This is a genomic window from Cytobacillus spongiae (assembly GCF_021390075.1).
Map to the genome: position 1 here is coordinate 2,081,120 of NZ_CP089997.1, position 20,548 is coordinate 2,101,667.

The following is a 20,548-nucleotide window of genomic DNA, read 5'->3' on the forward strand; positions in this document are numbered from 1 at the left end:
TTCGATATACCCGGGTTTATTTTACTATACAAACGTAAAGGAAATGTGACAGGGAGGGAATTCGTTGTTAAATATATCACCATATGGAAGCAATCGACAAAGACAAATAGAGTGGTTAAACAAGGAACTAAAGGATATAAAGTTTGCCCTTGATCAATCAACGATTCTAGCAATCACTGATGCAAAAGGAAAAATCACCTATGTAAACGATAAATTTTGTGAGATATCAGAATATTCAAGAGATGAACTAATTGGAAAGGACCACCGAATGGTCAATTCCGGACACCATCCGAAAAGCCTCTTTAAAGAAATGTGGGATACCATTCAGAGCGGAAGGATTTTTAGAGCAGAGGTGAAAAACAAAACAAAATCGGGTTCATATTATTGGGTAGATGCTGTTATTGTTCCTTTTCTTGATGAAAAGGGTAAGCCCTTTCAGTATATTGCAATACGACATGATATCACAAAAAGAAAGCTTGCCGAACAAACGATCTACCAGCTAGCCTATTATGACAAACTTACGAAATTACCCAACCGTTCTCTACTAGAGCGTAACCTACAAGATATTATGAACCAACATGTACAAGCAGAGCAGTCGTTTGGCGCGCTATTAATAGACATTGACTACTTTAATAAAATCAACGAAGCGTTTGGAAATAACGTAGGAGATCAAGTGTTAATTTCGGTCTCAACGATCTTAATGAATGGAGCACCTGCAAATAGTTTCCTTGCAAGGATAAGCTCCGATCAGTTTTGTTTCATTTTAATGAACAGTTCGAAAGCAGAATTATCAAAAACAGCTTCAACTATCTTACAATCCGTATCAAAGCCTATTAAGGTAGATGAGTTAGAACTGAAGGTTACGCTCAGCATTGGAGGCTGTCTGTTTCCGCAAAATGGTGAAACGGTTAGTGATGTTTTTTCACAAACTGAAACAGCAATGAAATATGCGAAAGAGCTGGGAAGGAACAATTTTTATTTTTACTCGAATAAGATGAATCTTCAATTGATTGAAGGCTTTGAAATGAAGAATGAATTATTTAAAGCCTATGAGTCAAATCTGATTCAAATGCACTTTATTCCGATAGTCAAGTTAAACACGGGAAAAATTATTGGAGTAGAAGCGATCCCATACTGGAATCATCCATTCTGGGGTGAACTCGATCAGGAGGAATTTAACAGGCTTAGCAGAGAAATTGGAATTGATCATCTGGTCACGAATTGGCTTCTCGAACAATCGATAAAGATGAATAAAAAATGGCAATTGAACAACTTACAACATATACCTATTTCAATTGCTTTCGATTCAAAATATTTCTTAAAGCCTAACTTTATCGATGATTTAGCAAGCCTTTTGGCGGATGAAAAGTTACTTCCACAATATGTAGATTTACAAATTACGAGGGGAGAAAAAATCGTCCCCACAAAACAATTAGCCGAAAAAATGAAAGAACTAAAAAGCAAAGGTGTAAACCTAACGCTCGCTGGTTTTGGGACTGGTAGCTTTTCGTTAAATGAACTTAAGCTTTATGCCCCGGATTCCATTAAAGTTTCTAAAACATTATTAAACCAATACAAAAACTCAGTAGATGAAAAAATACTAAAATCGCTATTAAGCCTGATGAGAGATTTACAGGTTCAAGCGAATGTAGAAGGATGTGATACAAAGGAACAGTATGATTTTCTTAAAAAAGTTGGCTGTGATGTGACGCAAGGGATTTATTTTTCCACCCCCCTCAATGAAGAGGAATTTGAGCGTTTATTAAAGGTTGGCCACTGTTCACCTATGATTACGAGTGATGACGAAAATTGGGAAAATCGAAGAAAATATTTCCGGATTGAGCTTCCATACTCCATTAGTTCCTTTATTACGATTAGTGAGATTCAAGGAAAAGAAGTCAATTTAGGAAAAACAGAGGTCCTTGTTGAAGATATCGGTCCAGGTGGCCTTAGGTTCCTATCACTCATTAAATTTCCAGTTAATCCTTTTGTAATCCTATCTATTCATGTAAATGTGTTAAACGCTCAATTTGAACTAAAAGGAAAAATCGTTCGATACAAAGAGATAAAAAAGGGCTTTTTTGAATATGGACTCGAGTTTGTTATTAGTGAGCATGAAAGACAAAGGCTACTTACGAATTTAAACCGCTTCTCAGCTTTAATTAAGAATAATTCAATCAATCACTCAGATCGATTTGTTACTGGGGATAAATTTCTGTATTTAAAGAAAGAACAATAATTTTGATTATTTCCAAACGAAATGAAGGAGTATTATGAAAAAAATCTATAACTATCATAAAGATACGTTAACCGAGATTGAGATTGAACAAATACTTATGAAACAATATAAAGAGGAATTTGGCAATTGCTCCCCTTCGAAAGATTTAGATGGGATGAACCATTTGAAATCTAGTATTCGTAAAGCTTGTGAAGAGCTTTCTTTTATTTTTGAAATGACAAAGTTGACGAAAGAGATACAAATTCAACCGATTCAACAGAAAGTTGTACCTGAAATCTTGAAGATTACGAAAACACCTTATATTAGTTATTTAATAAAGCTTTTACACCAAAGTGATCCCTATACCGCACAGCATAATATTAGTGTAGCCATCTTGTCGGGGCTTTTAGGAAAATGGCTTAGATTATCAGAAGAACACTTAAGAGTATTAATTACAGGTGCAGTTTTACATGACATTGGTAAATTATGTATTCCCGAAAGGATCTTGAACAAGCCTGGAAGATTAACTAATGAAGAATTTTCAGTAATAAAAATGCATCCCATTTATGGGTATCATCTATTATTGAATCAACAAAAGCTTCAGTTCGATATTCCGCTAATTGCATTACAGCATCACGAACGGATGGATGGAAGTGGATATCCATATAACTTAAAAGGAAATGAAATTACGACCTATGCCAAAATTGTCGGTGTAGTCGATGTATTTCATGCGATGGCATCAGACCGTGTCTACCGGAAAGCACTGCCTTTTTATCAAATTATGGATGAAATGAGTAAAGGCTCGTATGGTTTGCTAGACATGAAAATCACTACTGTTTTCATTCGAGGAATAATGACGTCATTGATCGGTGAGAAGGTATTGCTATCAACCGGGAAAATGGGCATAATCCTTTCTGTACATCAGAGTGACCCCTTACTGCCATTAATAAAAGTACAAGATACTTTCATCGACCTAATGAAAGACCGGTCTATTCAAATCAGCAAAATTGGTTTATTTGATAAATGATCACATTAGCCATATTGAATCAACTGTACGAATCCCAATTCCTCTCCTTTTAAGGAAGTTGGGATTTTTTTTATCGAGTTGAATTCGAATTGACGGAATTGATAAATAAAAAGAATCATTACTGAAAATGCCGGATAGAACCCATTAATGGAAGGGGTTAAGAAATGCATCTGATGCCTTCATATTTAAAGTTGAATCATGAATAACGGAACTTCTGAGCAAAATAATTGGAAAAATGAATGGGATTCATCTACTCTAAGTAGGTAAGAAGTGATATGCATAATTAAGGAAGGTGGAACATGATTCGATTTGAAGGTGTGAAGAAAGTATATGAAGATGGATTTCAAGCTGTAAAACAATTGGATTTGCAAATCCAAGAGGGTGAGCTTGTCACTTTAATCGGCCCAAGTGGGTGCGGAAAGACGACTACGATGAAAATGGTAAACAAACTGATTGAGCCAACTGAAGGGAAGATTTATGTAGCCGGACAAGACATTTCAACTGTTAATGCCGTCGAGCTCCGTCGAAATATCGGGTATGTGATTCAGCAAATCGGATTGCTACCACATATGACAATTGCTGATAATATTTCCCTAATTCCGAAATTAAAAGGCTGGAGTAGGGAACAATATACGAAAAGGGTTGACGAACTGCTAGATCTCGTTGGACTTGATCCGTCCCTGTACCGTGAAAAATATCCACTAGAGCTTAGTGGGGGTCAGCAGCAGCGTGTCGGAGTTGTAAGAGCACTTGCCGCTGAGCCGCCAATTGTTCTGATGGATGAACCCTTTAGCGCCTTAGATCCGATCAGTCGAGAGCAACTGCAGGATGAATTAAAAATACTGCAAAAGAATATCAAAAAGACAATTGTATTTGTTACGCATGACATTGATGAAGCCTTAAAGATATCTGATCGAATGATTATCATGAAGGAAGGTGAAATCGTGCAAATCGATTCACCAGAACAGATATTGAAAAATCCAAAGAATGGGTTTGTCATCGACTTTATTGGGGAAAATCGGTTAGGGAATAAGTCGAGTAAAAAGGTAATGGATCTAATGATGCCCAATCAACTGAATTATTCATCCATATCCTTTAAAACGGATACGGATGGTACATATGTAGGAGCCTTTCAATTGGATCATGAGGTAGCTAATTATCCAGTGGTCTATAGTGACCAAGAATTGACAATAGCAGTTCGATTACTAATTGAACAAACATTAGACATTGTACCTGTTCTAACAAAAGAACGTCAGCTTGTCGGGATGATTTCAAAGGATCAGCTTCTGTCCTATTACTCGGGCATTGATGGGAAAGAGGTGCAGCATGGATAAAAATTCATTTTCACTCTTTCTAGACACGGTGTCTACCCGTTCAGATGATATTTTAAAGGGCTTAATGGAGCATTTATTTTTATCATTTACCAGTATTTTTATTGCCTTATTCATTGCCATTCCTTTAGGTATCTATATTTCGCGCAATCGAAAATTTGCTGAGTTTTTCATTGGAATAACTGCTGTGTTTCAAACGATTCCAAGCCTTGCCTTTTTCGGATTTCTTATTCCCATCTTTGGAACAGGTAGTGTTACGGCCATTACAGCGCTGACCATCTATTCTCTTTTGCCTATCCTCCGAAATACATATACAGGAATTGTTGGTGTGGATAGCGGGATTATTGAAGCAGGAAAAGGGATGGGGATGACAAGTAAACAAATATTAACAAAAATTGAATTGCCACTCTCCCTTCCGTTTATGATGGCAGGAATTCGCACAGCTACCGTATTAACGGTTGGGGTTGCGACACTTGCAACTTTTGTTGGTGCTGGTGGCTTAGGGGATTTGATTTATCGCGGTCTATCCACCTGGAATAATCAGCTGGTACTCGCAGGAGCCATTCCAGCAGCGGCACTTGCAATTTTCTTTGATTATTTATTAAAGCGAGTAGAAAAATTAGCCACACCAAAAGGAATGAAAAATTGATTGGAGGAACCAGATAGATGAATCGAAAAGGATTAGTAGTATCAATTCTATTAATGGTCGTCACTATTCTTTCGGCATGTGGAGGAAATAATGACGAGAAAATTGTCATTTCAGGAAAAATGTGGACCGAGCAATATATTCTCCCTCATATCTTATCCGAGTATATTCAAGCGAAGACAGATTATAACGTGGAAGTAAAAGACAGTCTAGGTGAAGTGTCGATCTTAACTCCTGCTCTTGAAAAAGGAGATATTGATATGTATGTAGAATATACAGGTACAGGACTTGAGGCTGTTTTGAAGGAAAAAGCTGAGCCAGGAGAGTCAGCAGATTCTGTATTAGAGCGAGTGAGAAAGGGCTACAAGGAGAAATTTGATGTCGTTTGGTTAGAGCCGCTTGGCTTTGAAAACACGTACACGCTCGCCTATACAAAAGAGCAAAATATTGAAGCAGAAACATTTTCAGACCTAGTTCCTTTCACAAAGGATCTTACGTTTGGAGCTCCCCATCAATTTTACGAACGAGCAGACGGGTATGATGCTTTAGCAGAAGCATATGCATTCCAATTCAAAGGTACAGAAAGCTTTGATCCGAACATAATGTATGAAGCTGTTAAGCAAGGAGATGTAGATGTCATCCCTGCTTTTACTACAGATGGCCGCATTGTTCGATATGACTTGGAATCATTAAAGGATGATAAAGGATTTTTCCCTGCTTACTATGCAGCACCGGTAGTAAGACAAGAAGTGCTTGATCAGTTTCCTGACCTAGAAAAGGTTGTCAATGAGCTTGCTGGAAAAATCAGCGAAACAGAAATGTCAGAAATGAATGCTAAAGTAGACATTGATAAAAATGACCCAAAAGAGGTAGCAAGAGAATTTCTTATTTCAAAAGGGTTAATCGAAGACTAAGCTATTAGCTTTACTTATATTAATGGAAAGTGGGAAGACAGATGCCAATTGAAAATCCAAGTAGAGAAGAAATAGGTTCCATCTTAAAAAAGGCGAAGAGAATTGCTGTTGTTGGGTTAAGTGCGAATCCTGAAAGAACTTCATACATGGTTTCAGAAGCAATGCAAAAAGCAGGCTACGAAATTATTCCAGTCAATCCGAGTATTGATGAAGTGCTAGGTGTCAAAGCCGTTGCAAGCCTGAAAGATATTGACGGCCATGTAGATATCGTCAATATTTTTCGCCGATCCGAATTTTTACCTGACATCGCAAAGGAATTTGTTGAAATCGATGCAGATGTATTCTGGGCTCAACTGGGTGTAGAACATGAGGAAGCATATACTTTTCTAAAAGAAAAGGGCTATATCATTATTATGGATCGATGCATTAAAGTAGAGCACGCCTTAACAAAGTCACGAAGCTAGTTGCTATTTTTTATTAAAGCTTTATAATATATAAAAATATATCCAACATCAGTGACAAAGAGAGTAATTATGTAAGGGTGGGACTAGCGATTCAGGGATGGTGAAAGCCTGAACCTATTACACATAATGAAGCGCACTTTGTAGATGCTTTCCTGAACTAAGTAGGGGAAGCCGGGGCATGCCCCGTTAGAAAAGAAAGTGGTATAATCCTTGGATTATACAATTAGAGTGGTACCACGGGTCAAAGCTCCCGTCTCTTTATGTTAATAAAGAGACGGGAGCTTTTTATTTAGGGGGAGATTATGGTGAATGATAAAGAACGGTTCAGTCAAGTACTAGTTGATTGTTTAGAAGGTACGTTACAGCAATCAGATATACGAACAAGGATTGAAAAGCCGAAATTTGCTCATTTAGGCGACCTTGCGTTTCCTTGCTATGAGCTTTCAAAAATTTTTCGCAAGTCACCTCAGACGATTGCAGAAGAACTAGCCCAAAAACTAGCATCTCCTGAGTTTGAAAAAGTAGAAGCGGTAAATGGCTATGTCAATGTATTCCTCAAAAAATCGACTGTTTCAACAATGGTGATCAGAAAGATATTGAACGAAAAAAATGAGTACGGAACAAGTCATATAGGGGAAAATCAGGTCGTCACCATTGACTTTTCATCCCCTAATATTGCAAAGCCTTTTTCAATGGGGCATCTACGGTCTACTGTTATTGGAAATTCAATAGCACTTATATTGCAAAAATGCGGATTTCAGCCGATTCGTATAAACTATTTGGGGGATTGGGGCACACAATTTGGTAAATTAATCGTTGCCTATAAAATGTGGGGCAATGAAGATCAAGTCAAAATGCAGCCGATTAAAGAATTATTACGCCTATACGTCCAATTTCACGAGGCAGCAGAGCTTGATGAAAGCTTAAATGAACAAGCTAGAGAGTGGTTCAAAAGGTTAGAGAATGGCAATGAAGAAGCTTATTTTTTATGGTCTTGGTTTAAGGACGAGTCATTAAAGGAATTTGCTAGAATTTATGAGCTACTAGGCATCACATTTGACTCATATCACGGTGAAGCCTTCTACAATGATCAAATGGAAGCGGTTATACAGCAATTGAAAGAGAATTGTTTATTAGTCGAATCAGATGGTGCAAAAGTGGTGACACTTGATGAATACAGCCTACCACCAACCTTAATAAAAAAAACAAATGGCACAACCTTATATGCAACAAGAGATCTAGCAGCAGCCATTTACCGCCAAAAAACATACCACTTTACTAAGTCCCTTTATGTTGTTGGAAATGAACAAGCCCTGCATTTTAAACAAGTGTTCGCTGTTTTAAATAAATTAGCCTTACCTTGGCAAAAAGGGCTAGTCCATATTCCATTTGGCATGATGTTAAAAGACGGAAAGAAAATGTCGACCAGAAGAGGAAAGGTTGTGCTTTTGGAAGAAGTATTAAATGAGGCGATCACCCATTCAAAAGCGAACATTGCAGCGAGAAATGCAGAAATACCGAACGTAGATCAAGTAGCAAGACAGGTCGGTACGGGAGCGGTTATCTTTCATGATCTTAAGCACTTCCGTCAAAATGATATTGAATTTTCCTTAGAGGATATGCTGAAATTTGAAGGCGAAACTGGCCCATATGTTCAATATACACATGCTCGGGCATGTTCTTTATTACGAAAAGGGGATTTTCAAGAGGGTGTTGAGATTGCTAGCTTCAATGATGATTCTGCATGGGAGATCATTACGTTATTAACGGAGTTCCCTACTACAATTGAGCGGTCATTAAAGGAATACGATCCATCACAAATTGCTCGGTACGTTCTAGATGTATCAAAGGCATTCAATAAATATTATGGAATGGTACGGATCTTAGATGAAGAACAAAAACAGGTTAGACTATCTCTTGTTTATTCAGTAACGGTTGTGTTAAAAGAGGGCTTGCGTTTACTTGGAATTGAGGCTCCAGAAAGAATGTAATGGTAAGTTAAACCCATTGGTGCTGTCAAATGGCCATGGGTTTTTTTACGCATCAAAACCAGAAGCTAATTTATCAAACTAATCTAGATCAAATTGGTTTATACTTATAAAGGGCTTATGCAAATGAAAGGGAAGAGAAAAGAAAAGGCTTTTTCTCTAGTAATTATGAAATCTGATTCATGAACTTATTTGCCAAATCTCAATAAATATATACAATAAAACATAGACGTCTTTTCGTGAAGTTGATAATATAGACGGTATAGAACATTTGTTCGTTCAAATAATAATCACATTTTATTAAAGGATTATCTAAATTTTATAACGAATACATATACGGATGTTCGACATTATACATACAAAGACGATAGCGTGTTGTTTGCAAGATGAAAGGGGTATGTTCGTGGCAAAAAATCAACAAGCATTTGAGTACAATGATGATGCCATACAAGTACTAGAAGGACTAGAAGCTGTTCGAAAGCGTCCGGGAATGTATATCGGAAGCACAGATTCACGAGGTCTTCATCACTTAGTGTATGAAATCGTAGATAATTCAGTTGATGAAGCATTAGCTGGTTATGGAAACACAATTATTGTGAAATTACATAAAGATCATTCCGTTAGTGTACAGGACAAAGGAAGAGGAATGCCAACAGGTATGCATAAATTAGGCAAGCCGACGCCTGAGGTCATTCTAACTGTGTTACATGCAGGTGGAAAATTTGGTCAAGGTGGCTATAAAACAAGCGGTGGCCTGCACGGTGTTGGAGCATCAGTTGTAAATGCCTTATCTGAATGGCTAGTCGTCAAAATTAGAAGAGAAGGCTTCGTCTATGAGCAACGTTTTGAAAATGGAGGAAAGCCTGTTACAACGCTTGAAAAGGTTGGGAAAACGAATCAAACTGGAACAACCATTCATTTTAAGCCGGATCCAACCATCTTTTCTGCCACTACCTATAATTATGAAACATTATGTGAACGTTTAAGAGAGTCTGCTTTCTTGTTAAAAGGAATGAAAATGGAAATCATTGATGAGCGAAATGATTTCCATGACGTTTTTTATTATGAAAACGGAATAGAAGCTTTTGTACAGTACTTAAATGAGGAAAAGGACTCCCTTCATCCCGTGATTAGCTTTGAAGGTGCTCACAATGGTATTGAAGTGGACTTTGCCTTCCAATTTAATGATGGCTATTCCGAAAATGTTCTGTCATTTGTTAACAACGTTCGCACAAAAGACGGTGGAACGCATGAAGCAGGTGCAAAAACAGCGATTACGAGAATGTTTAACGAATATGCTCGTAAAGTGAACCTTCTTAAGGAAAAAGATAAAAACCTAGATGGTGCAGATATCCGTGAAGGCTTTTCAGCGATCATTTCGGTTCGCGTGCCAGAGGAGCTCTTGCAATTTGAAGGCCAAACAAAAGGAAAATTAGGAACAAGTGAAGCTCGTTCTGCTGTTGATACAGTCGTATCGGAGCATCTTTCTTATTTCTTTGAAGAAAATCCTGATATCAGCTCCCTCCTTATTAAAAAAGCGATCAAGGCGTATCAAGCAAGAGAAGCTGCTCGAAAAGCAAGAGAGGAAGCTCGAAGCGGCAAAAAGCGGAAGCGGTCTGAAACGGTATTATCTGGTAAGCTAACACCTGCTCAATCGAAGAATCCTCAAAAAAATGAATTGTACCTTGTTGAGGGTGACTCGGCAGGTGGATCAGCAAAACAAGGACGTGATCGCCGTTTCCAAGCCATCCTTCCTCTGCGCGGGAAAGTGATAAATACGGAAAAAGCGAAGCTAGCTGATATTTTTAAAAATGAAGAAATTAACACGATTATCCATGCAATTGGTGCTGGAATTGGAGCGGATTTTAACTTAGATGATGTAAATTATGACAAGATCATTATTATGACCGATGCAGATACTGACGGTGCTCATATCCAAGTTCTTCTTCTTACTTTCTTCTACCGCTATATGAAACCACTTGTTGAGGCTGGTAAGGTATTTATTGCCCTTCCTCCTTTATATAAAGTGAGCAAAGGGACCGGGAAAAAGGAAGTTGTAGAGTACACGTGGAGTGATGAAGAACTCCAGGATGCCATGAAGAAAATCGGGAAAGGCTATATGATTCAGCGCTATAAAGGTCTCGGCGAAATGAACGCAGACCAGCTTTGGGAGACAACGATGAACCCGGAAACGCGTACACTAATACGCGTACGTATTGATGATGCGGCACGTGCTGAACGTCGTGTTACCACATTAATGGGTGATAAGGTAGAGCCTCGACGAAAATGGATTGAATCCAATGTTGCCTTCGGTCTTGAAGAAGATGGAAGCATTCTGGAGAACGAAAACATTTCGGTAATTGAGGAGGTAGTGGAATGATAAATGCATCAGAGAAATTTCGTGACTTACCTCTTGAGGATGTGTTAGGTGATCGCTTTGGACGCTACAGTAAGTATATCATTCAGGAGCGTGCCCTTCCTGATGCTCGCGATGGACTTAAGCCTGTACAGCGCCGAATTCTGTATGCCATGCATGTAGAAGGCAATACAAATGAAAAAGGATTCCGAAAAGCGGCAAAAACAGTCGGAAATGTAATTGGGAATTATCATCCTCATGGTGATACATCTGTTTACGATGCCATGGTGCGGATGAGTCAGGACTGGAAGCTTAGAAATCTACTTGTTGAAATGCATGGAAATAACGGAAGTATCGATGGCGATCCTCCAGCTGCGATGCGTTATACAGAGGCGCGCTTATCTGCAATTGCATCAGAATTATTGCGGGATATTGAAAAAAATACGGTAGAGTTTATTCCAAACTTCGATGACACGTCAAGTGAACCAACTGTACTACCTTCCATGTATCCGAATTTACTTGTTAATGGATCAACGGGAATATCAGCAGGGTATGCAACAGAAATTCCCCCTCATCACTTAGGCGAAGTCATTGACGGTGTCATTTTACGGATGGACAACCCCCAATCGACTGTTGATGACCTAATGAAGGTGATAAAAGGACCGGATTTTCCAACTGGAGGCATTATTCAAGGCGTTGACGGAATTCGCAAAGCCTATGAAACAGGGAAAGGGAAAATCATCATTCGCGGAAAAGCGAATATTGAGGATGTTCGCGGGGGCAAACAACAAATTGTCATTACGGAAATCCCGTATGAAGTCAATAAAGCCAATCTTGTTAAGAAGATCGACGAATTTCGATTGGACCGGAAAGTGGAAGGGATTGCGGAGGTCCGGGATGAAACAGATCGCACCGGTCTCCGTATGGTCGTCGAATTGAAGAAGGATGCGGACGCAGAAGGCGTTTTAAATTACTTGTATAAAAATAGCGACCTTCAAATTCCATATAATTTTAATATGGTAGCTATTTCAAATAAACGGCCGAAATTACTAGGTATTCGCGAGTTGCTTGATGCTTACATCGGGCATCAAAAAGATGTTGTTACAAAACGCTCACAATACGATTTACAAAAAGCGAAAGATCGAGAGCATATTGTCGAAGGGTTAATGAAAGCTCTATCTGTATTAGATGAAGTGATTGCGACCATTCGAGCTTCAAAAGACAAACGAGACGCGAAAGACAATATCATTGCGAAATTCGCTTTTTCAGAGCCACAAGCAGAAGCAATTGTATCTTTACAGCTTTATCGATTAACCAATACGGATATTACTGCTTTACAGAATGAAGCAAGTGAGTTAGCGAAGAAAATCGAAGAGCTTTCAGCGATCCTACAAAGTGAAAAAGTGCTTCATTCGGTTATTAAAAAAGAGCTTAAAGCGGTTAAGAAAAAGTTCGAGGATGATAGAAAAACGCAAATCGAAGCAGAAATTGAAGAAATAAAGATTAACCTCGAGGTTCTTGTAGCAAGTGAAGATGTCATCGTATCTGTTACAAAAGAGGGCTATGTGAAACGAACAAGTCTTCGTTCTTATGCTGCGTCTAATGGACAGGATTTCGGCATGAAGGATTCAGATCGACTCATTGCCCAGCTGGATGTGAACACAACCGATGTGGTTGTCCTATTTACAAATAAAGGGAATTATTTATATTGTCCTGTTCATGAACTACCAGATATCCGTTGGAAAGATCTCGGACAGCATATTGCGAATATTATTCCAATCGATCGGGATGAACAAATTTTGCAAGCATTCCCGATTAAAGACTTTGAACAAGATCTGTTTATGCTGTTTGTCACTAAAAATGGAATGGTGAAGAAAACAGAGCTTAAGGCTTATAAAGCTCAACGTTACTCTAAGCCATTAGTGGCCATCAACTTAAAAGGAGATGACGAGGTAGTCGATGTGCATTTAACAAATGGACAGCAAGAGCTATTGCTTGCCACTCATTTAGGTTACGGTCTTCGCTTTAAAGAAGAAGAAGTAAATATTGTTGGTGCTCGTGCCGCTGGAGTTAAAGGAATCAATTTAAAAGACGGTGATTTTGTCGTAAGCGGGAAGCTCATTGAAATGGGAATCAAACAAAGTGTAGTCATCGTTACTCAGCGCGGGGCGATTAAACGCATGAAGCTTGATGAATTTGAGCTTGCATCACGTGCTAAACGTGGAGTGGTTATGCTTCGTGAGCTCAAATCGAATCCACACCGATTAATTGGTTTAGAACTCGTAACGGACACATCTATCATCTTGGTTGAGTCTGAAAAAGGACTAACAGAGAAAACGCAAGTGAAAGATTTGCGAAACAATGATCGGTATTCTAATGGCTCGTTTGTCTTAGATGAATCAGAAGCAGGCCGAATTGTCGCGATTTGGAAAGAAGAAATGAAAGAAGTTCAATAATTTTTACTACCCAGTCTTAAGGCTGGGTAGTTTATTATCATGGAGATTTTCTCCTGCTTATATCCTCTTCTTCGACAAAATCTCGCAAAATAAGAAAATTAGTACTTGTTTTTCTTTGATAGATTACTATAATAAAGTCTAAATACTTTCAACAAGAAAATCAGGAGGAACTCTATGGAAAAGACTTTACAAATATGGGAGACCCAAATTGCAACAGTCAGTGACTTTTTTTGGACGTATATTTTAATTGCTGTACTGATTCTTTTAGGATTATTATTTAGCGTAAAAACAGGGTTTGTCCAATTAAGATACTTTCGTGAAATGTTTCGTCTCCTTGGTGACAAGGCAATGGTGTCTTCTGATGGAAAAAAAGGGCTATCTTCCTTTCAAGCATTTTGCATCAGTGCCGCTTCTCGAGTTGGAACGGGAAACCTTGCAGGTGTAGCAACAGCGATTGCAGCTGGAGGGCCTGGAGCCGTATTTTGGATGTGGATTATCGCCTTCTTCGGCGCAGCATCGAGCTTTGTAGAAAGTACATTAGCGCAAATTTATAAGGTTCATGATAAGGATGGATTCAGAGGAGGACCTGCCTATTATATTCAAAAAGGACTTCATATGCGCTGGCTAGGTGTATTATTTGCAATTATTATTACATTTTGCTTTGGTCTTGTCTTTAATTCAGTGCAATCGAACACCATTTCAATTGCTTTTAACGAAGCATTTGGTATGAGCCGCTTTTCAGTTGGAATCGTATTAGTGGTTCTAACCGGTCTTGTCATTTTTGGTGGTGTCAAAAGGATTGCTCATGTATCACAAGTGATTGTGCCGATTATGGCGACGATTTATCTACTTCTTGCTATTTTTATTGTTATTCTTAATATTACAGAAGTACCTGCCGTTCTTAGTCTAATTGTGAAAAGTGCCTTTGGCGTGGAAGAAGTGGTCGGTGGAGGTATCGGTGCGGCGATCATGATGGGGATTAAACGCGGTCTGTTCTCAAATGAAGCGGGAATGGGTAGCGCTCCAAACGCAGCAGCCACTGCAGCTGTCACACACCCAGTCAAACAAGGATTAATCCAAACGCTTGGTGTCTTTGTTGACACGATCTTAATCTGTTCGGCAACTGCCTTTATTATTCTTTTATCAGGTGATTATGCTGCAACCGAATTAACGGGCATTCAATTAACTCAATTTGCGTTATCCGAGCATATTGGTTCATGGGCTACGATCTTTATTGCCATTTCGATATTCCTATTCGCTTTTAGCTCCATTATTGGGAACTATTATTATGGAGAAACGAATATTGAGTTTATCAAAAATAGTAAAGCGATGCTTTTCATCTATCGTATGGCTGTGCTGGCTATGGTAATTTTCGGAGCTGTCGTCAACCTTTCGATTGTTTGGACGCTTGCCGATCTATTCATGGGAATTATGGCCTTTATTAACTTAATTGTTATCTTCCTATTAGGGAAAATTGCATATAAAGCCTTAAAGGATTACCAAAAGCAACGCGAGGATGACAAAGATCCAGTTTTCTACGCAGATTCCATCTCTGGACTCGAGGGAATTGAATGTTGGGAGAGTAAACCAACAACTGAAAACACAAAACAATCAATTTAACAGACCATCAAGCCGTACTTGTCTAGTGTAACCATGCTAGCTAGGTGCGGCTTTTTTATCCTTCTGAATCATAGAATGCCCCCTAACTTAAAAGAAATAAAAAAACGACAAGCAAGTCATGTTGAAATTTCCACATGAAGTTTACATGTTTTTACCAATAATGGAGATACTAAGTGAAAGAGTCGTTTCTAGGGAGGCTATCAATTTGATGAAAAAAGAGTTATTATTTGCTTTTGCATCCTTTTTCTTCATGTCACTGTCTGCAATTACCGGCGTATATGCAATAGAAGAAAACAAAAAAGAAGCAACGATCTCGAAAGACCAAGTGGATGTAACCGGTGATCAAATAAAGGATACTATATATGTGAAAGGCACTCCTTTTGACAACAAAGCGAGTTTCCTCAAAGAAATCAAGTTGGAAATCGTGGCATCCAACCAAGAGCACTATACAATTAAGCTCGATGGCGGCTATGAGCCTACAATTGTTTTTCAAGACTTAAATCAGGATGGAGTCGTAGATATATTTGTTACTGTTCCAACTGGTGGTAGTGGAGGACTATCACAGCACTACTTATATAGCTTAAAAGATTTTTCCATTCATGACCTGACTGTTCCTGATCCTTTGCTGATGCAAGCCCAATTTCTTGATCACTATAAAGCCAATTTAACAATCAATGAAACAGGCAAAACGTATCAATTCGATTTACAAAACCGCAAAGAGGAATATAACAAGATGGGGTTATATGTCAATGAAAAATTGAATGAACCGCAAGAGTTAATGGTTCATGCATATGGATTGTTAAAGCCAATTAAATTAGAAGATGGATCTGTTGGATTAAAAGGAGTCCAAAGAGTCAGTGGGGCATACAACGCAGATGCTATTGCATTTGTTGAATCCATCTGGAAGCTTGATCATGGGAAATGGAAGCTTCTTGGCGCTGATGTGATGGAAATTAAATAGGTAGGCATTTGTCACGCAATCCCCTCTCATTTCATAGACTACAATAAGCATGATGAAAATAGAATGAACTAGCTGTATGAGGGGGAACGAATGTATGACGAACTTTGATTCCAATCTACTGACTGTAACCTATCTACCACCAGCTACACCTTTCCATCCAGTGGAAGGAAGAAAGTACACACTTACCCATTCAGATACAACAGGGGAATTATACTTATCCATCGGCATTCGATATGATATGAAAGCAGTCAATCCTCAATTTCGTGATGAAGTGGTAGCTGAATGGACGCCAAAAATGGGACAGTATATACTAAATGGAACGGTATATGTCAGCGGAGGAGAATTCGATGAGAAATACGCCAAAATTCGCTACATGATTTTCAAGCGGGAGTTAGATCTCGCATTAACAGCAATGGTATATGGGGACAGAAGCTTTTATCTTCATTATCCATGGCTATTAGATTCTCCCATTTTTATTCAGTTCTCATCCGTGTATCCTCAATTTAACCAATTGCTGTACTTTGGCACGCCTAGAAAATATTTAATGATCGAAATGCAATCTAAAAAACAGACCGTAACTTAACACAGGCGATTCGCCTGTGTTTTTTTTGATTTAATCTTTACGGTAATATGTAATCCTCCTTACAGAAATGAATATGCTTATTCGTGTAGGATAAAGGAAAAATTAGGAGGAAAACGGAATGAAGAAAAAAATATCACTTGCATTTATCTTTCTACTTATTTTAAGTGCTTGTAGTCAACAGCCAGATGCAGAGGTAGTTCACCTCGCAAACAAAGATTGGGATGACATTCAAGCGCTTGCAGAGGGAGAGAACGTTCGAATCTATATGTGGGGCGGAGATGAAGGCGTAAATTCGTATATCGATGATTGGGTAGCGCCTCAATTACTAGAAAACGCTGGGGTTGCGTTAGAAAGAGTGCCAATTGATACGAATGAAATTCTTCAAAAACTATTAAATGAGAAAAAAGCTAATAAGGAAAAGGGGACAATTGATCTCATTTGGATCAATGGGGGAAATTTCAGAAATGCCAAGACGAACGAGCTTTTATACGGCCCATTTACTGATCAACTACCTAATTATACCTCTTTTTTAAAACAAGATCGTCTTGACCTACAATATGATTTTGGTACGGAAATCAATGGGTATGAAGCTCCTTGGGGAAAGGTTCAGTTCGTATTTTTCTATGATTCTGCCAAAGTAAGTAATCCCCCTACTAGCTTTGAAGAATTACAAAATTGGGTAAAAGAACATCCAGGAAGGTTTACTTACCCAGATGCAAGTGATTTTACCGGTAATGCATTTTTACGTCATGTTCTCTATAAAAGTGCAGGTGGACCGGAACCACTCCTTGAAAATGGGTATAGTGAAGCCCTTGCAGAACAGAATAGCGACTGGATGTGGGGTTATTTAAATGATATCGAAAAGGATTTATGGAGAGAAGGTGCTACGTACCCAGCTTCTTTGACAGAATTAGATCGTTTGTATAGCCAAGGGGAGGTATGGATGACGATGGGCTATAATGAAGCACGCGCGGAAAGCTTAATCGAAGAGGGTGTGTTTCCGAAGACAACGAAATCATTTGTTTTGGAGTCAGGATCAATTGGCAATACGCATTATTTAGCCATTCCGTTTAACAGCCCAAATAAAGCAGCTGCCCTTGTAGCAGCCAATTTCCTATTATCACCTGATGCCCAATTTGCAAAATATGACTCTACTTACTGGGGGGAAAATATGTCACTTGATAAGGAATTGCTTCCAGCAGAAACACAAGCACAAATCGACTCCTATGATCGCGGTACTTCTGTATTACCTCAAAGAGTACTAGATGAGTCGTTCTTACCTGAAATGGATGCGCAGTATGTGAACTGGATAGAGGAGAATTGGATTCATGAAGTGGTCCAAACGAAGTAAAATTAGCTTTGCGTTATTTCCTGCCATCTTCTTTGTTTTGCTACTAGTTGGATACGGACTCTTATCCGCCTTTTTGACGAGTATCCAAGGAGATGGTTCATGGACGCTAACCTATTATAAGGAAATACTAAAAGATCCAACCTTTCTGGATTCTATTCAATTAAGCCTTACCATTGCCTCGGTATCTACGACTCTATCGTTACTGATTGGCCTTCTAGTAGCCAAATGGATGTTTGAATCATTGAAATCCCATCATAGCAAGGCTCTCATATGGATCCCCATGCTTTTCCCTCATTTTGTTTGGGCGTATGTCATGCTTTTGTTGCTTTCTCAAACAGGCTGGGTATCCGCTATTTTCGAAACGATAGGGTGGATCGATGACTACAGCGATTTCCCCCTTTGGATCCGAGACCATCATGGGATTGGTATGATATTGACGTATATCGGTAAAGAGGTTCCATTTGTCGTCTTAATGGTATTACCGGTATACGTTCAAATGAACCCCAATTATCCGCTCGTTGTTCAAACATTAGGAGGGAGCAAGTGGAGAGTTTTCAAGGATATCGAATGGCCGTTTCTTTATCCAGTTGTGGCAGAAGCGGGCTTAATAATCTTCGCGTTTGTCTTAGGAGCTTATGAAGTACCATACCTTCTTGGAACGACTTATCCAAAATATGTTTCCGTATTAACGTATGATTGGTTTTATGAAGGGGATTGGAGTCAAAGACCATACGCATTTGCGGTTATGATTTTGCTCACGCTTGTGATTATGCTGCCAGTCGTATTGTATTATATTTGGCATTTACACAATCGGAAGCGGTTTGTGAAAGGAGAGGTGGATAGATGAATAGAAGAATCCAACCATTTCTTTCTGTCCTTTTCTATGTAATGACACTCCTTCCATTTATTCTGCTCGTTACGAAAAGCTTTTCAATTAGCTGGAACTGGCCCATGGTATGGCCGAATCAATTTTCACTACAAGGCTGGTCCGTATTATTTTCAGAACCAAGATTGCTAGATGCAGTATTCCAATCGTTGCTCATTGGCTTTGTGGTTATTTTGCTAAATTTCATCATTGCTGTTCCTGCAGCTTATGTGTTAGCATTTGAGCATTTCAAAGGAAAGTCGATTGTAGAGAGTGTACTGCTCTTACCGCTTATGATTCCAAGCTTAGCTGTTGCCATGGGAATTCATTTAAGTTTTATCCGCATCGGCTTAGCCGATCAGTGGATGGGCGTGGTTCTTGTACATTTATTACCAACTGTACCGTACACAGTGAAAATCATTCGTGCCGGTTTTGAATCGATAGGGAATTCCTATTCTCATGCTGCCGCAACTCTAGGAGCAACAAAACGGAAGACCTATTATACAGTCTATTTGCCGCTCTTGCTTCCAAGTATCCGTAGTAGTCTATTTTTGATCTTAGTCATATCAATGAGTCAATATATATTAACTGCATTGATTGGAGGGGGAAATGTCATTACACTAGCCATCATCTACTTCCCTTTTTTATCAAGTGTCAATGATGCAGTAATTGCGAGCTTTTCACTACTATTTGCTTTGTTGCCTATCTTCTCAGTACTTGTGTTTGAAATCCTTTTTCGGTTACTCGTACCCTATCAGAAGAAGCTACAGTTAGAACGTAAGTCAGGAGGGGATCATTATAAATGATTACATTGAAATATCACATCTAAGCAAGCAATTCGAAGGACAGCCGGTATTTACGGATGTTTCGTTTACGATGACACAGGGTGATATATTAAGCTTAGTCGGCCCGTCTGGAACAGGAAAATCATCCTTATTAAAAGCAATCGCTGGCCTAGATCTCGATTATTCAGGGGACGTGCTCATTCAGAAGGAAAATTTCAATCTTACTCATGCAAATAGGCGGCCTGTTGTCCTCATGTTTCAAGAAGCCTTGCTTTTTCCACATATGACCGTTCTTGATAATGTCATATATGGTCTACATTTCACAAGAATGACCAAGAAGGAGCGTCAAATGAGGGGGAGAGAGTTTATTCACCACATAGGAATGGATAAGCTTGAGAGGAAATACCCTCATGAATTGTCGGGCGGACAACAACAGCGGGTTGCATTAGCTCGTGCTCTTATCACCCAGCCAAAGCTACTGCTATTAGATGAGCCATTTAGTAGTATTGATCATGAACTCAGAAGAGAGGTAACTGTTTGGGTAAGAGAATTATTGAAACAACATCAAATCACGAGCATATTTGTAACGCATGACCGTGAGGAAGCGATGTCGCTAGGAGATAAGCTGGCGGTGTTGGGGGAGGGTTCGCTTCAACAACTAGGGGTGCCAACAGATATCTATTCATTTCCGAAAAATCGATTTGTAGCTAGTTTTATTAGCGAGGGAATTCTACTAGATGAGCGTCGGTTTATCCACGCAAACCATCTGATATGTATGCCTTCTACGGAGTCGACAAATGAATATATGTGGGCAGGAGTAGTGACAAGCAAGCGGTTTAAGTATGGCAGCGTCTTCTGTGACATTGATATACCCGCATTAAACCAAACCGTTACCTTACGAGATCACGAACATCAAGTGGATCAACGAGTGAATATTACACTTGATCATCCGAACAACATTCTGAATTTTGAGGAGAAATAAG

16 protein-coding genes and 1 other annotated feature are annotated in these 20,548 nt (G+C 39.0%); all 16 genes read left to right on the plus strand.

Annotated features, from left to right (window positions below; all coding sequences use genetic code 11):
- Positions 1-64 precede the first annotated feature (64 nt).
- The 16 genes from LS684_RS10520 (at position 65) to LS684_RS10595 (ending at position 20,547) form a co-directional block, all read left to right on the plus strand.
- Entirely contained in the window at positions 65-2,239 is a 2,175-nt protein-coding gene (locus LS684_RS10520) for an EAL domain-containing protein (protein ID WP_233805848.1), read from the plus strand.
- 34 nt (positions 2,240-2,273) lie between these two features.
- A complete protein-coding gene (locus tag LS684_RS10525; RefSeq protein ID WP_233805849.1) occupies positions 2,274-3,245 on the plus strand; it encodes an HD-GYP domain-containing protein in 972 nt (323 codons plus the stop codon).
- 299 nt (positions 3,246-3,544) lie between these two features.
- Complete coding sequence (locus LS684_RS10530) at positions 3,545-4,579, plus strand: ABC transporter ATP-binding protein (RefSeq protein WP_284701555.1); 1,035 nt, start codon at positions 3,545-3,547, stop codon at positions 4,577-4,579.
- Positions 4,572-5,225, plus strand: coding sequence for an ABC transporter permease (locus tag LS684_RS10535; RefSeq protein ID WP_233805850.1), 654 nt, complete (start codon positions 4,572-4,574; stop codon positions 5,223-5,225). Before LS684_RS10530 ends, LS684_RS10535 begins: the two co-directional genes overlap by 8 nt.
- A gap of 17 nt (positions 5,226-5,242) precedes the next feature.
- Positions 5,243-6,136, plus strand: coding sequence for a glycine betaine ABC transporter substrate-binding protein (locus LS684_RS10540; RefSeq protein WP_233805851.1), 894 nt, complete (start codon positions 5,243-5,245; stop codon positions 6,134-6,136).
- Between the two features lie 41 nt (positions 6,137-6,177).
- Positions 6,178-6,600, plus strand: coding sequence for a CoA-binding protein (locus LS684_RS10545; protein WP_233805852.1), 423 nt, complete (start codon positions 6,178-6,180; stop codon positions 6,598-6,600).
- Between the two features lie 42 nt (positions 6,601-6,642).
- Positions 6,643-6,861: a binding site (T-box leader), on the plus strand.
- Positions 6,862-6,905: 44 nt separating this feature from the next.
- Positions 6,906-8,591 (plus strand): arginine--tRNA ligase, encoded by a 1,686-nt coding sequence (gene argS / locus LS684_RS10550; RefSeq protein WP_349293129.1) that lies wholly within the window; start codon positions 6,906-6,908, stop codon positions 8,589-8,591.
- Between the two features lie 400 nt (positions 8,592-8,991).
- On the plus strand, positions 8,992-10,968 hold the full coding sequence (gene parE, locus LS684_RS10555) for a DNA topoisomerase IV subunit B (protein WP_284701556.1): 1,977 nt from the start codon (positions 8,992-8,994) through the stop codon (positions 10,966-10,968).
- Entirely contained in the window at positions 10,968-13,400 is a 2,433-nt protein-coding gene (parC, locus tag LS684_RS10560) for a DNA topoisomerase IV subunit A (protein ID WP_233811612.1), read from the plus strand. Before parE ends, parC begins: the two co-directional genes overlap by 1 nt.
- Positions 13,401-13,574: 174 nt before the next feature.
- Positions 13,575-15,020, plus strand: coding sequence for an alanine/glycine:cation symporter family protein (locus LS684_RS10565; RefSeq protein WP_233805858.1), 1,446 nt, complete (start codon positions 13,575-13,577; stop codon positions 15,018-15,020).
- A 208-nt stretch (positions 15,021-15,228) separates the two neighbouring features.
- Positions 15,229-15,981 (plus strand): YybI family spore inner coat protein, encoded by a 753-nt coding sequence (locus LS684_RS10570; protein WP_233811613.1) that lies wholly within the window; start codon positions 15,229-15,231, stop codon positions 15,979-15,981.
- 94 nt (positions 15,982-16,075) lie between these two features.
- Positions 16,076-16,564, plus strand: a complete 489-nt coding sequence (locus LS684_RS10575; protein ID WP_233805860.1) for a staygreen family protein — start codon at positions 16,076-16,078, stop codon at positions 16,562-16,564.
- Positions 16,565-16,682: 118 nt separating this feature from the next.
- Complete coding sequence (locus LS684_RS10580) at positions 16,683-17,915, plus strand: ABC transporter substrate-binding protein (RefSeq protein ID WP_233805862.1); 1,233 nt, start codon at positions 16,683-16,685, stop codon at positions 17,913-17,915.
- A complete protein-coding gene (locus LS684_RS10585) occupies positions 17,893-18,762 on the plus strand; it encodes an ABC transporter permease (RefSeq protein WP_233805864.1) in 870 nt (289 codons plus the stop codon). Before LS684_RS10580 ends, LS684_RS10585 begins: the two co-directional genes overlap by 23 nt.
- Positions 18,759-19,586, plus strand: a complete 828-nt coding sequence (locus LS684_RS10590) for an ABC transporter permease (RefSeq protein ID WP_233805866.1) — start codon at positions 18,759-18,761, stop codon at positions 19,584-19,586. Before LS684_RS10585 ends, LS684_RS10590 begins: the two co-directional genes overlap by 4 nt.
- Before the next feature lie 10 nt (positions 19,587-19,596).
- Positions 19,597-20,547 (plus strand): ABC transporter ATP-binding protein, encoded by a 951-nt coding sequence (locus LS684_RS10595; RefSeq protein WP_267930419.1) that lies wholly within the window; start codon positions 19,597-19,599, stop codon positions 20,545-20,547.
- Position 20,548 lies beyond the last annotated feature (1 nt).

What these genes read in the sequence shown, in the direction of transcription:
- LS684_RS10525 (WP_233805849.1), top strand. Translation starts at nt 2,274, where the DNA reads ATGAAAAAAATCTATAACTATCATAAAGATACGTTAACCGAGATTGAG.
- LS684_RS10530 (WP_284701555.1), top strand. Translation starts at nt 3,545, where the DNA reads ATGATTCGATTTGAAGGTGTGAAGAAAGTATATGAAGATGGATTTCAA.
- LS684_RS10535 (WP_233805850.1), top strand. Translation starts at nt 4,572, where the DNA reads ATGGATAAAAATTCATTTTCACTCTTTCTAGACACGGTGTCTACCCGT.
- LS684_RS10540 (WP_233805851.1), top strand. Translation starts at nt 5,243, where the DNA reads ATGAATCGAAAAGGATTAGTAGTATCAATTCTATTAATGGTCGTCACT.
- LS684_RS10545 (WP_233805852.1), top strand. Translation starts at nt 6,178, where the DNA reads ATGCCAATTGAAAATCCAAGTAGAGAAGAAATAGGTTCCATCTTAAAA.
- LS684_RS10565 (WP_233805858.1), top strand. Translation starts at nt 13,575, where the DNA reads ATGGAAAAGACTTTACAAATATGGGAGACCCAAATTGCAACAGTCAGT.
- LS684_RS10570 (WP_233811613.1), top strand. Translation starts at nt 15,229, where the DNA reads ATGAAAAAAGAGTTATTATTTGCTTTTGCATCCTTTTTCTTCATGTCA.
- LS684_RS10575 (WP_233805860.1), top strand. Translation starts at nt 16,076, where the DNA reads ATGACGAACTTTGATTCCAATCTACTGACTGTAACCTATCTACCACCA.
- LS684_RS10580 (WP_233805862.1), top strand. Translation starts at nt 16,683, where the DNA reads ATGAAGAAAAAAATATCACTTGCATTTATCTTTCTACTTATTTTAAGT.
- LS684_RS10585 (WP_233805864.1), top strand. Translation starts at nt 17,893, where the DNA reads ATGAAGTGGTCCAAACGAAGTAAAATTAGCTTTGCGTTATTTCCTGCC.
- LS684_RS10590 (WP_233805866.1), top strand. Translation starts at nt 18,759, where the DNA reads ATGAATAGAAGAATCCAACCATTTCTTTCTGTCCTTTTCTATGTAATG.